The sequence below is a fragment of the Variovorax sp. W1I1 genome (assembly GCF_030815625.1).
GTDB classification, from domain to species: Bacteria; Pseudomonadota; Gammaproteobacteria; order Burkholderiales; family Burkholderiaceae_C; genus Variovorax; species Variovorax paradoxus_C.
Window position 1 is genome coordinate 1,260,917 of record NZ_JAUSWZ010000001.1, and the last position, 13,440, is coordinate 1,274,356.

Consider the following 13,440-nt stretch of genomic DNA (forward strand, 5'->3'; position numbering starts at 1 on the left):
ACAGGGAGCACCATGCAGAAAATTGAAATGCGTTGGTTGCGGCGCCTCTCGCCCGTGACGTGGGTGGGCGCGTTGTGCCTCGCCGGTTGTGCCGCTCCCGCCGACGTGTCGCTGAACGCGGTGGAACTGCCCGCATCCTGGCAGCGTACGCAGCCCGACGCGAATGCCTCGACCGTCGATGCGCGATGGTGGAGCCACCTCGGCAGCACCGAACTCGATGCGCTGATCGCACAGGCGCAAGCGCGCAACCAGGACCTGGCGATGGCGCTCGCCCGTGTCGATGGCGCGAGGGCGCAGGCGCGCATCGCGGGCGCGCAGCGGCCGCCCGAACTGACAGGCCAGATCGACGCAAGCCGCCAGGGCCGCATGGGCGGACAGGCGGCGGTCGACGGCAACGCGCATGCGATCGGCTTCGCCGCGCGCTACGAACTCGACCTGTGGGGGCGCCAGGGCGCGCTGCATCGCGAGGCGCAGCAAGGCCTGCGTGCCAGCGTGTTCGAGCGCGACGCGGTGCAGCTCAGCGTGACGGCCGAAGTCGCGTCGTCCTGGCTGCAGATGGTGGGCTTGCGCGAGCGCGTTGCGATCGCGCGCAGCAATCTCGAGAATGCGCAGCGGGTCCTGCGGCTGGTGGAATCGCGCGGCCGCGCCGGTGCAGCCACGCCGCTGGACCTTGCCCAGCAGCGCGGCCTGGCGGCGGCGCGGGAGCGCGAACTCGCGCGACTGCAGCAACAGGCGCGCCATGCCGAGACCGCACTGTCTCTTTTGCTAGGCCTGCCCGCACCCGAACCCACAGCGACATCGGCTGCGGAGCGGACGCGGCTCGAAGCACTGCGGATTTCTCCCATCTCGGCGGGACTGCCGTCGCAACTGCTGGTGCGCCGTCCCGATCTCGCGCAAGCCGAAGCGCGGCTGGCGGCTGCCGATGCGAACGTGCGGGCGGCACGTGCCGCGATGCTGCCGCGCGTCACGCTGACGGCGTCTGTCGGCCTGCAAGGGCAGGCGCCCGGCGGTTTGTTCGACAACCCGATCTACAGCCTCGCTGCCGGCCTGGCCGCGCCCATCTTCGACGGCGGGCGGCTGGCGGGCGAACGCGACCTTGCCGAAGCGAGGCGCGGGGAATTGCTCGGCGCCTACCGCGCGGCCATCATCGGCGCCTTCGCGGATGCGCAGACAGCGCTCGACGCGGTGGCGGGCTCCGATGCGCAGGCATCGGCACAGGTCGAGGAACTGCTGCAGGCGCGCCGCGCGGCGGAACTCTCCGAGCTGCGATACCGGGCCGGTGCCGAGACGCTGCTCGTTCTGCTCGATGCGCAACGCGTGCTGTACAGCGCGCAGGATCTGGACGTCCAGTTGCGGCAGGGGCGGCTGCAGGCGCGCGTTGCGTTGTACCGGGCGCTGGGTGGCGGATGGCGCGACGAGGCCGGCGTGCTCGCGCAAGGCGAGCGCTGAAGACCCTGCGCGGCTTCGCTCGAATCGCCTGTCAGGTGAGCGCCTGCTTCTTCGGAGGACTCCGAAATGAACATATGCGAGGGCTCTGCGTCAATACGAAAGACAAAGCCAACCCCGGCACAGATCCAACGCAGTCGACGATGGCCACCAGAACTTCTGTTTCCGCAGCGACTGCCGTCGACACGGCCTGGTCGCTTTTTTGCCAGTTTCACGACGTGCCCTCGCACGTCCACGCAGAGCGGCTCGTCCACTGGCTCGGAGAGGACCCGCGGCACATGCGTGCGTTCGACGATGCGCTCACGTTGTGGGCGCTCGCGGGTGCCGGCCTGGTCAAGCCCGCGTTGGAAGAAGCGCGGCGCCGCGGCTCCGATCTGCAATAGCCGGTTTGCGTACCTGCTGCGCACCGTTCAAGGATGCATGAAAACAATCCCCAGACCTGGTGGCCGCGCGTGGCGTCGCGGTATCGCGGCGGTCGCCCTTGCCGCCACATTGACCGCCACGCTCATCGGCACCGCTCCGGCATGGGCCCGGCGTGAAGGCCAACCGGCGACGGCATCGATCGAGATACGCCGTACCGGCGATGGCATTCCCCACGTTCGCGCCACTACCTGGCGAGGCCTGGGCATCGGCTACGGCCAGGTGCAGGCCGAGGACGCGCTGTGCACGCTGGCCGATGCCTTCGTCACCTACAGCGGGCAGCGCTCCCTGTATTTCGGCGCGGACAGGAAGCCCGCCAAGCGCTCGACCTTCGGCATGCCCGTCAACCTCGATCTCGATTTCTTCTTCAAGGCCTTCGCCGGCCCCGATGCGGTCGAGGCACTCAAGCGCGAGCAGCCGGCCGATCTCGACGAACTCATCGCAGGCTACGCCGAGGGCTACAACCGGCATGTGCGATCGCTTCAAAAGAGCCGCGGCAAGGGTGCGCGGCACGCCTGCAGCGATGCTCCGTGGGTGCGGACCATCGAACCGGACGATGTCTATCGGCGCATGATCGCCGCCGCTCTGGCAGGCGGATACGCGCATTTCGTCTCTGAGATCGTGAATGCGAAACCCGCGGCAACCGCACCGCCTGTACCGTCGGACCATCTCTCGCTGTCGTCCCGGCTCGAGATCCCCGTGGGCGACGCGCGCGGCATCGGCAGCAATGTGCTGGCCTTCGGCCAGGCCGCCACAGGCGAGCGCGGCGGCAGCGTCCTGTTCGGCAACCCGCACTGGTATTGGGGCGGACCGGACCGCTTCTATCAGGCCCACCTGACGCTGCCGGGAAAGATGGACGTGGCGGGCGTGTCCTTCCTCGGCATTCCGGTGATCATGATCGGCTTCAACAACGACGTCGCCTGGAGCCACACGGTGTCGGCGGCACGGCGCTTCGGGCTGTTCGATCTGGTGCTGGACCCGTCGGACCCCACGCGCTATCTGGTCGACGGCGTGTCCGAGCGCATGCAGACCCGGCAGGTGGCAGTGGAAGTGCGCCGGCCCGACGGAATCGAGGCGGTTCACCGCACGCTCTACCGCACGCGCTTCGGGCCGGTGGTCGATCTGGGCGCGCGCAATCCGGCGCTCGGCTGGAGTGCCCGCAAGGCGATTGCGATGCGCGATGTCAATGCGAGCAATGCGCGCATCTTTCCGAACTTTTTCCGCTGGGGCCAGGCGCGTTCGCTGGACGAATTCATCCAGATCCAGAAGCAGGAGGCCGCGATGCCGTGGGTCAACACCGCTGCCATCGGGCGGGGCGACGGTCGCGTCTGGTACGCCGACATCGGTGCGGTGCCCGCGGTGCCGGACGATCTGCGCGCAGCCTGTGCAACGCCGCTGTCGAAGGCCTTCGCCGCAATCGATGCCGACGCGCCCGTGCTCGATGGCAGCCGATCGGCTTGCGAATGGAAGGCCGGCCAGGCTTCGGAGCAACCCCGTCGCATGCCCCCCGACCATATGCCAAGCCTGCTGCGCGAGGACTACGTGGCCAACATGAACGACAGCTACTGGCTTACCAACCCGGCGCAGCCGTTGACGGGTTTCGCATCGATCCTCGGCGGCGAGGGGCAGGCGCTGAGCATGCGCGGGAGAGAAGGGCATCGCATCGCGAGCGAGCTCTCGAATGCGGGCTCGACCTCGTCCCGGCAATTGGCGGAGCGCGTGATGCAGAAGACGCAGCAGGCCCGCTCCTATACCGCGGATCAGTTCAAGCAACCCCTGCTTGATGCCGCATGCGCAGCGTCCGGCCAGGTCGGGCCGACACCGGATATGCGGCAGGCCTGCCGAATCCTTCGCAATTGGTCGAACCGCGCCGGTGCACAGGATCGCGGGGCACTGCTGTGGGACGCCTTCTGGACCCGGCTGCAGCAGATTCCAGCCGGTGAGCTCTACGCGAAGGCGTTCTCGGCGGAGGCGCCGCTACGGACGCCGGCCGCCATCAATGCCGCAGACCCGCGCGTGGCGAGTGCACTCGCCGGCGCGGTCGACGACATGCGGCAGAAGGGCCGGGCGCTGGACGCGCCGCTGGGCACGCTGCGCTTCGCCCGAAGCGAAGGCCGTCGGATTCCGCTTTTCGGCGGCTGCGATGCCGAAGGCTATTTCACCATCGCCTGTGCCAACGAAGGCGACTACACCATGGGCGATCGCTCCCACGGCAACACCTACCTGCAGGTCGTGTACTTCGACCGGCGCGGCGTGCATGCCCGCACGCTGCTCGCGCACGGTGAAAAGGAAACCGCGGTAACGAACGGACTGGGCGCCGCACCGGTGGTGCGTTACGCGAAGAAGGACTGGCTGCGCTTCCCGTTCCACGAGGAAGACATCGCGCGCGATCCGGCGCTGGTGCGGCAGACGCTCCGGCCCTGATGAGGGCCAGCCAGTCGCCGGGTTCTCAGCCCCGCTTGGGAATATTGAGCCCCGTCACCACCGCAGGCCGCGCCACGAACGCCTCGAGCACCCGCGCCACGTTCTTGAACTCGCTGAACCCCACCAGCTCGCCCGCTTCATAGAAGCCGATCAGGTTGCGGATCCACGGGAACGAGGCGATGTCCGCAATCGTGTATTCGTCGCCCATGATCCATGCGCGATCCGCGAGGTGCTTGTCGAGCACGCCGAGGAGGCGCTTCGATTCGGCCACGTAGCGGTCGCGCGGGCGCTTGTCTTCGTAGTCCTTGCCGGCGAACTTGTTGAAGAAGCCGAGCTGTCCGAACATCGGACCGATGCCGCCCATCTGGAACATCACCCACTGGATGGTTTCGTAGCGGCCGGCGGCATCCTTCGGGATGAATTTGCCGGTTTTTTCTGCGAGGTAGATCAGGATCGCGCCCGACTCGAACAGCGCGAGCGGCTTGCCGCCGGGCCCGTCGGGATCGAGGATCGCCGGGATCTTGTTGTTCGGGTTGAGCGACAGGAACTCCGGCGACATCTGGTCCTGGGTCTCGAAGCTCACCAGGTGCGGCTCGTAGGCGAGGCCGGTTTCCTCCAGCATGATCGACACCTTCACGCCGTTGGGCGTGGGCAGCGAATAGAGCTGCAGGCGGTCAGGGTGCTGGGCGGGCCACTTGGCCGTGATGGGGAAGCTCGAGAGATCGGTCATGGGTGTTCCTGAAAAAGCGCAAGCGGGGGATTCTGCCCCCGCTTGCGCTTTTTCAGAGGCCGGGCTTCAGATGCCCAGCCAGCGCATCAGGTCCGCTTCCGAGTCGTTCGTGGGCGCGACGAACCCCGTGTAGTTCGATGCTGCGAGCGCACGCTTGCCCGCATCGCTCTGGCTGAGGCCGAGCAGCGTCTCGCGCACGGTCGCCACGGTGGCGGCATCGGTCTTGGTGGACATGAGCCACTGCTTGATCGGCACGCCGCGCGATTCCGCGCAGACCTTGCCGCCGCCGTCGGTCCAGGTCTTGATCACGCCGGCCGACGCGGTCGCGCCGTACGCGGCAAAGCCGTTGGTCACGTAGAAGGGCACGGCCTCCTGGAAGCGCGTGTTGGTCACCTTGACCGTCGACTCCGCAACGCCGTGCTCGCGCAGCATCGCGCGCGTGATGACCGAGGTGATCGAGTCCACCTCGGGCAGCACCAGGTTCTTGCCCGCGACCGTCTTCCAGTCGGAGATGGGCTGGGCCTGCTTGCACAGGAACGAGACCTTGTAATCGGTGTAGCCCGATGTGAAGGCCAGTGCCTTGTAGTTGCCCGACTTCACCGCTTCGAGCGCGACGTGGGCCGGGTGGATGAACACCAGGTCCACCTCTTTCTTCTTCAGCGCCTCGCGTGCCAGGTTGTACGAGATCAGCACCTTGATCGTCACCGGCTGCTTGAGCGCCTTGCTCAAGGCCTCGGCAATCGGCTCGAAACGCGGGGCGATCTGCGCCTCGGTGACCTGGTAGCTCACGCCTTCGGTGACACCGATCACGAGCGCATGGGCCGAGGCGCCGGCCGTGAGCAGCAGCGCCGCGAGCCCGCGTGCGGCCATGCGAAGCGACGAGGGGAGGGTGCGGAATTCCATCGGGGGCTTTCTTTCAGAGCGGTCCAAGATTGTTACAACATGTTGAATTCGATCATAGACAGCCGAAACGTTTGCGCCCTCACGGGTTAGTACCAAGGTGAACATTTCTGATGCGCACGGGCAACGCCTGCAGCCATCTCGTTCGGAGATATGCAGGTCTTCAATCCATATGAATCTTGCGTGTTAACCCGCTGCGGCGAGGCCGCCCGGCGCCGCGACCATCGTCTCCACAACGAAAGCGAGACACAAAACCCCATGAGCACACCCGCAATGACCCAGCCCTACGAGGGCCGCTTCGACAGCACCTCCGACGCGGTCTACCGCAAGGTCAGCTGGCGCCTGATTCCGCTGCTCTTCCTCTGCTACATCGTGGCCTACCTGGACCGCGTGAACGTCGGCTTCGCCAAGCTGCAGATGCAGGGCGATCTGCAGTTCAGCGAGGCGGTGTATGGCCTGGGCGCAGGTATCTTCTTCGTCGGCTACTTCCTCTTCGAGGTGCCGAGCAACGTGGTGCTGCACCGCGTGGGCGCGCGCCGCTGGATCGCGCGGATCATGGTCACCTGGGGCCTGCTGTCGGCGGCGACGATGTTCGTGAGTTCGCCGATGTCGTTCTACGTGATCCGCTTTTTGCTCGGCGCGGCCGAGGCGGGCTTCTTCCCCGGGATCATCCTGTACCTCACCTACTGGTACCCGGCCGCGCGGCGTGGCAAGGCGACCTCGCTCTTTCTCGCGGCGATTCCGTTCGCGGGCATCCTCGGAGGGCCGATCTCGGGCTGGATCCTGCAGGGCATGAGCGGCGTCAATGGCTGGGCGGGATGGCAGTGGCTCTTCCTGCTGCAAGGCCTGCCGACCGTGGCGCTGGGCGTGGTCGTGTGGCGCTACCTCGACGACCGCGTGAAAGATGCGCAATGGCTCACACCGGCGGAGCGCGAGCTCATCGCACGCGACATCGCAGTCGAAGACGCGGGCAAGTCCGAAGCGAAGATCCTCACCGTGCTCGCCAATCCCCGCGTGTGGCTCTTGGCGCTGGTGTACTTCTCGTTCGTCTCGGGGCTCTACGGCATCTCGTTCTGGCTGCCGAGCATCATCAAGGCGATCGGCGTGAAGGGCGCGCTCGATATCGGCCTCGTCAGCGCAATCCCCTGGGCGTTCGGCGTCGTCGCGATGTACCTGGTGGCGCGCAGTGCCGACCGCCGGCTCGAGTACCGCTGGCACAGCGCCATCGCGGCTGTGGTCGGTGCCATCGGGCTGGTGCTGAGCGTGGCTTTCCACGGCAACGCGGTGTATGCGATGGCCGGGCTCACGCTCGCCACGATGGGCATCATGGCCACGCTGCCTATCTTCTGGGGCATGCCGACCGCGTTCCTCGGGGGTGCGGCGGCCGCGGCGGGCATTGCCTTCATCAACTCGTTCGGGAACCTCTCGGGCTTCAGCGCGCCTTTCATGATCGGCTTGATCAAGGACGCGACCCAGAGCACCGACGCGGGCCTGCACATGCTGGCGGCGCTGCTCGTCATCGGCGCGGTGCTCGTGCTCTTCGTCAAGCCACAAGCCGCTTCTTCGAAGAAGCGCTGAGGCGTTCGTTCCCCGCACCGCGGCACTCGCCCGCGGTGCTTTCCCAGAGTTCAGGAAAGAAGACCCCATGGATGCGGTTGTGAGTCCCCCTGCGCGCGCGAAAAAACGCCGTGCCCCCTCGAGTGAATTGCTCGCGCAGCTGCAGCGCCGCTTCGGCGAACGCTGCTCGACCAGCCAGGCCGTGCTGCTGCAGCACGGCACCGACGAATCGGCCTACCTGCCGCAGCCGCCCGATGCGGTCGTCTTCGTGCAGAGCACCGACGAGGTGGCCTTCATCGTGAGGGCCTGTGCGCGGGAACGGGTGCCGGTCATCGGCTTCGGCGTGGGCTCGTCGGTCGAAGGGCATCTGCTCGCGGTGGAAGGCGGCGTGTGCGTCGACTTCTCGCAGATGAACAAGGTGCTGGCGATTCGTCCCGATGACCTCACGGCCACCGTCGAGGCCGGTGTGACGCGTGGGCAATTGAACGTGGCGTTGCAGGAAACCGGCTTCTTCTTCTCGGTCGATCCGGGAGCCGACGCGTCCATCGGCGGCATGGTCGCGACCGCTGCCTCGGGCACGAACACCGTGCGCTACGGCACGATGCGCGACAACCTCGTGAGCCTCACGGTGGTCACCGCCAATGGCGACGTGGTGCGCACCGCATCGCAGGCGCGCAAGAGCTCGGCGGGCTACAACCTCACGCAGCTCTATTGCGGCTCCGAAGGCACGCTGGGCCTCATCACCGAAGCGACCGTGCGGCTGCATCCGCACCCCGAGGCTTACGCGGCGGCGGTGGTGCACTTCCCGACAGTGGCCGCGGCGGTCGATTGCGTGATCGAGTCGATCCAGATGGGCGTGCCGCTCGCGCGCGCCGAGATGCTGGATGCGCTCACCATTCGCGCCGTCAACGCGCACAGCCGCACCGCGCTGCACGAAAGCCCCACGCTCTTCCTCGAATTCGGCGCGAGCAAGGCGCAGATCGACGAGCAGTCGGACATCGTTCGTGAGATCGCGGCCAATCACGGCGGCGGCGAATTCCAGTGGGCCAATCTGAAGGAAGAGCGCTCGCGGCTGTGGACGCCGCGTCATCACGCTTACTTCGCGTGCCTGCAACTGAAGGCCGGCAGCCGCAGCCTGACCACCGATGCCTGCGTACCGCTGTCGGCCCTGGCGCAGTGCGTGGAAGAAACGCAGGCGGATATCGCCGAGCACGGCCTGCTCGCACCCGTGTTCGGCCACGTCGGCGACGGCAATTTCCATTGCCTCGTGCTGGTCGATCCGAACAACGCGGCCGAGAACGAAGCGGCCGAGGCCTTCAGCCACCGGCTGGTGCAGCGCGCGCTGCGCCATGGCGGCACATCGACCGGCGAGCACGGCGTGGGGCTCCACAAGATGCAGTACCTCGTCGAGGAGCACGGCGTGCACACCGTCGGGCTGATGCGCGCGATCAAGCAGGCGCTGGACCCGCACGACATCTTCAACCCCGGAAAGATCATCGGCCCGCCCGAGGCTGTCCATACCCACCAGGAGACATAAGAAATGAACAACGCCAAGCGCACGCTGGTCTCGATCGCGGTTGTCATGTTTGCGGCCGGTTGCGGCGGAGGCGGGGCCAACGGGGGCTTCTCGCCAGTGCTGCTTCCGGCCGCTCCTCCTGCATCTGCCTCTCCTCCCCCCGCGGCACCGCCGCCGATGTCGCTCGCCGAAAAATGCCCCGCGCTGAAGGGGCAGACGCTGGGCGCAGGCGCCGTAGATATCGACGACGCCAAGGTCGTCGCTGCTTCGGCACCGCAGCCCGAGTACTGCGTGGTGACCGCGAGCTTCAAGGGCTCCACGCTGCGCTTCGAGGCGCGCCTGCCGACCTCGGGCTGGAACGGCAAGCTCGCCTTCATCGGCGGCGGCGGTTTCGACGGCCAGATGCCCACGGCCACCGCCGCGCAGTTCAGCGAATCGATCTTCACCGAGCGCTACGCGACCGTCGGCACCAACGGCGGGTACGACTATCCCGGCGCCACCGATCTCAACTACTTCAAGGGCGAGTTCGCACTCGATCCGGTCAAGCTGCTGGACTTCACGCAGCAGTCCGAACACCGCGCCCTGCCGCCGGGCAAGGAGGTGATCGCGCAGTTCTTCGGCACCGCGCCCACGCGCAGTTATTTCGAAGGCTGCTCGATGGGCGGGCACGACGCGATGATGCAGGCCCAGCGCTTTCCCGAAGACTTCGATGGCATCGTGGCGCGCGCGCCGGCGGGCAACATCATGGGCCTATTCATGCAGTTCAACCGCATCGCCAAGCAGGTGCGCGTGCCCGCCAACACGCTGAATCCGGCCAAGCAGACGCTGCTCGCCGACGCGGTGCTGGCGCAGTGCGACGGGCTCGACGGCGTGGCCGACGGCATCATCTCCAAGCCGGCGGCGTGCACCTTCAACGCGACGGCGCTGCGCTGCGCGGGCGGCGCGGACACCGGCGACAGCTGCCTGTCCGATGCCCAGATCGCCACGGTGAACACCATCACCTCGCCGATCTCCACGTCTGATGGCGCGTGGTCGCACACGGGCTACAACTTCGGCGCAGAGAACTCGGCCAAAGGCTGGGGCGAGTACATCTGGCCGCAGGCGGCGTTCGGTGGCGCTTCGGTGCAGGGGCTCTTCTCCGACGGCTTCGTGCGCTCGTTCATCACGCGCGATCCGGCGTTCGACACTTCCGGCTGGAACCCCGACCAGTGGCTTTCGCGCATGGGCATCATCGGCGGCATGTTCAGCGCGGCCGACCCGGACCTGGGGCGCCTGCATGCGCGCGGCGCGAAGCTGATCATGTGGAACGGCACCAACGACACCTCGGTGAGCGCACGCGACAACGCGCGCTACTACGAGCAGGTCGTCGGCACCCTCGGCGTGCAGAAGGCCGACGAGACGGTCGAGCTGTTCCTCGCGCCCGGCGTGGGCCACTGCTACGGCGGCGCAGGCCCCGACAAGGTCGACCTGCTGAAGGCGATGTCCACCTGGGTGGAGCAGGGCGTGCCCGCCTCGGCGCAGAAGCTGGTGCACCGCAAGGTCGATGGCGCAGGCGCCACCACGATGGCGCGCCCGATGTGCAAGTACCCCGCGTATCCGCGCTACAAGGGCGCGGGCGACGTGAACGATGCGGCGAGCTTCGATTGCGTGAGCTGACGAGCGGTTGGCCGAAAGTGCGGTCCTAGAATGACCGGCCGCCCGCTGCACCCCCGCAGCGGGCGGCCGGAGACACGCCGATGGAGTTGCGCCAGTTCAAGTATTTCGTCGCCATCGTGGATTGCGGCAGCCTCTCGCGCGCGGCGCAGCAGCTCTTCGTGGCGCAGTCGGCGCTCAGCAAGCAGATGGCCGAGCTCGAAGGCGAACTGGGCACGCCGCTGCTGCTGCGCAGCCGCAACGGCGTCACGGTGACCGAGGCGGGCAAGGTGTTCTACGAATACGCGCAGGGCATCACCAAGCAGGTCGGCGATGCGAAGGCCGCGGTGCACGTGGCGGCGGATTCGGTGGTCGGCTCGGTGGTGGCCGCGCTGCCGCAGAGCGTGTCGCCGATGATCGCGCTGCCGCTGATGCGCGCGGCTGCCAGGCGCTACCCGGACGTGGTGTTCCACCTCAACGAAGAACTCACCGGCAACATGGCCGACCAGTTGCTGCGCGGTCGCGTCGACGTGGCGATCTTCTCGCCCACCATGCCCGCGGAAGACATCGCCTTCACGCCGCTGGTGGAAGAGGACTTCGTCTTTCTCGAATCGCCGCAGGACCCGCGCGCGTTGCCGCCGGGCGACGTGAGCATCGAAGAGGCCACGGCGCGTCCGCTGGTGTGGCCTGCCAATGCACATGGCCATTGCACGCGCTGGCTGGTGGATGCGGTGCTCGAAGCGGCGGGTCAGCCGCCGGCGCGCGTGGCGGCGGAAATCAACTCGGTCTACACGCTGAAGGCGGCGGTGGAGGCGGGGCTCGGCGCGACGATCATGCCGCTCGGCCTTGCGCAGCGCGAGGTGCGCGAAGACCGGTTGAGGGCGCACCGCATCGACTCGCCCGCGATGTTCCGCACGCTAGGGTTGTGCGTGTCGGTGCACCTGCCGACGACGAATGCGAAGCGCGCGATCTGCAACCTGATCGGCGACGTGATCCGCGACCTCTGCACCAGCGGCCAATGGGAGGGCACGCGACTCGCCGAGCCCGTCGGCAAGGCGAGAAAGGAAGTGCGCGCCTCTGCACCGCGACCGCCTTCACCGCTTCAGCCGCGCCGATAGTGTTCCTGGTGCGCCTGGCGCAGTTCGAACTTCTGGATCTTCCCGGTCGACGTCATCGGCAGCGCGGGCAGGAAGACGATTTCCTTAGGTACTTCGAAGCCGCCAAGGTGTTCCCTGCAATGCGCGGCGAGATCCGCCGCGGTGAGCTCCGCCGCCGCATCGGGCCGCCGCGTGACGAAGGCGGTGATGGCCTCGCCCCAGTGGTCGTGCGGCAGCCCGACCACCGCCGCGTTGAGCACGGCGGGATGCCGCAGCAACACCTCCTCGACCTTGAGCGATGGCACGTTCTCGCCGCCCGACTTCACCATGTCCTTCAGCCGGTCGAGGAAGATCAACTGGCCGTCGTCGTCGAGCTTGCCGAGGTCGCCCGAGTGGTGCCAGCCGAAGCGCTGCGCGTTCGCCGTCGCCTCGGGGTCTTTGTAGTATCCGAGCATCACGTTGGGACCGCGAAAGACGATTTCGCCGACCTGGTTCGCGCCGAGCAGTTCGCCGCCGTCGCCCATCACCGCGACCTCGTTCACCAGCGTGCCCACGCCCCAGTAGGAGCCGAAGCGCTGACGCTGCTCGTGCACCTCGAAGATCGTGGCGCCGGGGTACATCTCGGTCTGGCCCGAGACCAATGCGAAGTTGGGGCAGAACTCGTCGAGCAGGCGCAGCAGCAGCGTGCGGGACATCGGCGCCATCGCGTAGACGCACAGGCGCAGGCTCGAGAGGTCGCGCGCCGCGCGCTGCGGATGCGCGAGCAGCGCGCCGTACATCATCGGCAAGCCGACCACGACGGTGATGCGGTGGCGCTCGATGGCTTCGAGCACCGCGCCGGGATCGAAGCCCCGAAAGATGACGAGCGCGCCGCCGACCGCGAGCGCCGACATCAGCACCGTGTGCTGGCCGCAATGAAAGAGCGGCAGCACGCTGCTCCACACGTCGCAGCGCTCGGGGCTGCTGCCCCACTCGACCATGTTGCTCAGCAGCACCGAGTGCACCGAGGCGTGCGAATGCATCACGCCTTTCTGCCGGCCGGTGGTGCCGCTCGTGTACATGATGAGCGCAAGCTGCGTGCTGTCGATGTCCACTTCGGGCAGCGTGGCGGCGCCCGTAGCGATCGCTTCCGCCACGGTGGGAATTCCCTCGGGCGGCGCATCGCCGTCGAGCACGCAGAGCATCGGCGTGACGCCTCGGTCCTGCAGCAGATCGCGCAGCGCGGGCTTGGCGTGCAGGGCCGTGTCGATCACGATGTGGCGTATCTCCGCATGCGCGAGGATGTAGCCGATGGCATCGACCGCGAGCGCGGTGTTGATCGGCACCCACACCATTCCGGCCTTCTGGATGCCGAGCATCGCGACGACCATCTGGATCGAGTTGTTGCACAGCATGCCCACGCGCTCCCCGCTCGGAAGGCCGAGGCCCAGCAGGTGGTGCGCGAAGCGGTTCGATGCGGTGTCGAGCTCGCTGTAGGTCATGCGGTGCGCCCCGTCGATCAACGCGGTGCGCGCGCCGAAGCGACGCGCGGAACGGTGGAGCACATCGCCCAGCGCGATGCGCGAGATGCGTGCAATGGAGGGGGATAGCTGAGGTGTGGGCGCGGGGCGGACTGCGGGCATGGCTTCGTGTCTCCGGTCTTCGGTCGGTCGTTGATCGATCTCGCGGCCAGAGGCTAAGGCTCGCCCGGCGCCGCGTCTTGCGAAGAGTGGCTACAC

Annotated in this window: 10 protein-coding genes; 7 read left to right on the forward strand and 3 right to left on the reverse strand. The window is 67.4% G+C overall.

Annotation, left to right across the window (positions count from 1 at the left end; translation table 11 throughout):
• Positions 1 to 12: 12 nt before the first annotated feature.
• The 3 genes from QFZ83_RS05850 (at position 13) to QFZ83_RS05860 (ending at position 4,290) form a co-directional block, all read left to right on the forward strand.
• Complete coding sequence (locus QFZ83_RS05850) at positions 13 to 1,449, forward strand: efflux transporter outer membrane subunit (protein WP_307503717.1); 1,437 nt, start codon at positions 13 to 15, stop codon at positions 1,447 to 1,449.
• 140 nt (positions 1,450 to 1,589) lie between these two features.
• Positions 1,590 to 1,829 (forward strand): hypothetical protein, encoded by a 240-nt coding sequence (locus QFZ83_RS05855; protein ID WP_307503720.1) that lies wholly within the window; start codon positions 1,590 to 1,592, stop codon positions 1,827 to 1,829.
• 37 nt (positions 1,830 to 1,866) lie between these two features.
• Complete coding sequence (locus QFZ83_RS05860; RefSeq protein ID WP_307503723.1) at positions 1,867 to 4,290, forward strand: penicillin acylase family protein; 2,424 nt, start codon at positions 1,867 to 1,869, stop codon at positions 4,288 to 4,290.
• Between the two features lie 25 nt (positions 4,291 to 4,315).
• Here the strand turns inward: QFZ83_RS05860 and QFZ83_RS05865 are convergent, their stop codons facing one another.
• The gene (locus tag QFZ83_RS05865; RefSeq protein WP_307503725.1) at positions 4,316 to 5,020 is read right to left on the reverse strand and encodes a glutathione S-transferase N-terminal domain-containing protein; all 705 of its coding nucleotides are present in this window, start codon (positions 5,018 to 5,020) and stop codon (positions 4,316 to 4,318) included.
• Between the two features lie 66 nt (positions 5,021 to 5,086).
• Positions 5,087 to 5,923: a phosphate/phosphite/phosphonate ABC transporter substrate-binding protein gene (locus QFZ83_RS05870; protein WP_307503729.1), complete on the reverse strand. Its 837-nt coding sequence runs from the start codon at positions 5,921 to 5,923 to the stop codon at positions 5,087 to 5,089.
• A gap of 255 nt (positions 5,924 to 6,178) precedes the next feature.
• Here QFZ83_RS05870 and QFZ83_RS05875 point away from each other — a divergent pair, with 255 nt between their 5' ends.
• The 4 genes from QFZ83_RS05875 to QFZ83_RS05890 all read left to right on the forward strand — a co-directional run bounded on the left by QFZ83_RS05875 (position 6,179) and on the right by QFZ83_RS05890 (position 11,743).
• The gene (locus QFZ83_RS05875) at positions 6,179 to 7,498 is read left to right on the forward strand and encodes an MFS transporter (protein ID WP_307503732.1); all 1,320 of its coding nucleotides are present in this window, start codon (positions 6,179 to 6,181) and stop codon (positions 7,496 to 7,498) included.
• Positions 7,499 to 7,565: 67 nt separating this feature from the next.
• The gene (locus QFZ83_RS05880; protein ID WP_307503734.1) at positions 7,566 to 9,014 is read left to right on the forward strand and encodes an FAD-binding oxidoreductase; all 1,449 of its coding nucleotides are present in this window, start codon (positions 7,566 to 7,568) and stop codon (positions 9,012 to 9,014) included.
• 3 nt (positions 9,015 to 9,017) lie between these two features.
• Positions 9,018 to 10,649: a tannase/feruloyl esterase family alpha/beta hydrolase gene (locus tag QFZ83_RS05885; protein WP_307503737.1), complete on the forward strand. Its 1,632-nt coding sequence runs from the start codon at positions 9,018 to 9,020 to the stop codon at positions 10,647 to 10,649.
• 80 nt (positions 10,650 to 10,729) lie between these two features.
• Positions 10,730 to 11,743: a LysR substrate-binding domain-containing protein gene (locus QFZ83_RS05890; RefSeq protein ID WP_307503740.1), complete on the forward strand. Its 1,014-nt coding sequence runs from the start codon at positions 10,730 to 10,732 to the stop codon at positions 11,741 to 11,743.
• Here QFZ83_RS05890 and QFZ83_RS05895 read toward each other — a convergent pair.
• Positions 11,728 to 13,344 carry a class I adenylate-forming enzyme family protein gene (locus tag QFZ83_RS05895; protein ID WP_307503743.1) on the reverse strand — a complete coding sequence of 539 codons (1,617 nt, stop codon included), beginning with the start codon at positions 13,342 to 13,344 and terminating at the stop codon, positions 11,728 to 11,730. The two genes, QFZ83_RS05890 and QFZ83_RS05895, sit on opposite strands and share 16 nt — an antisense overlap.
• Between the last annotated feature and the right edge of the window lie 96 nt (positions 13,345 to 13,440).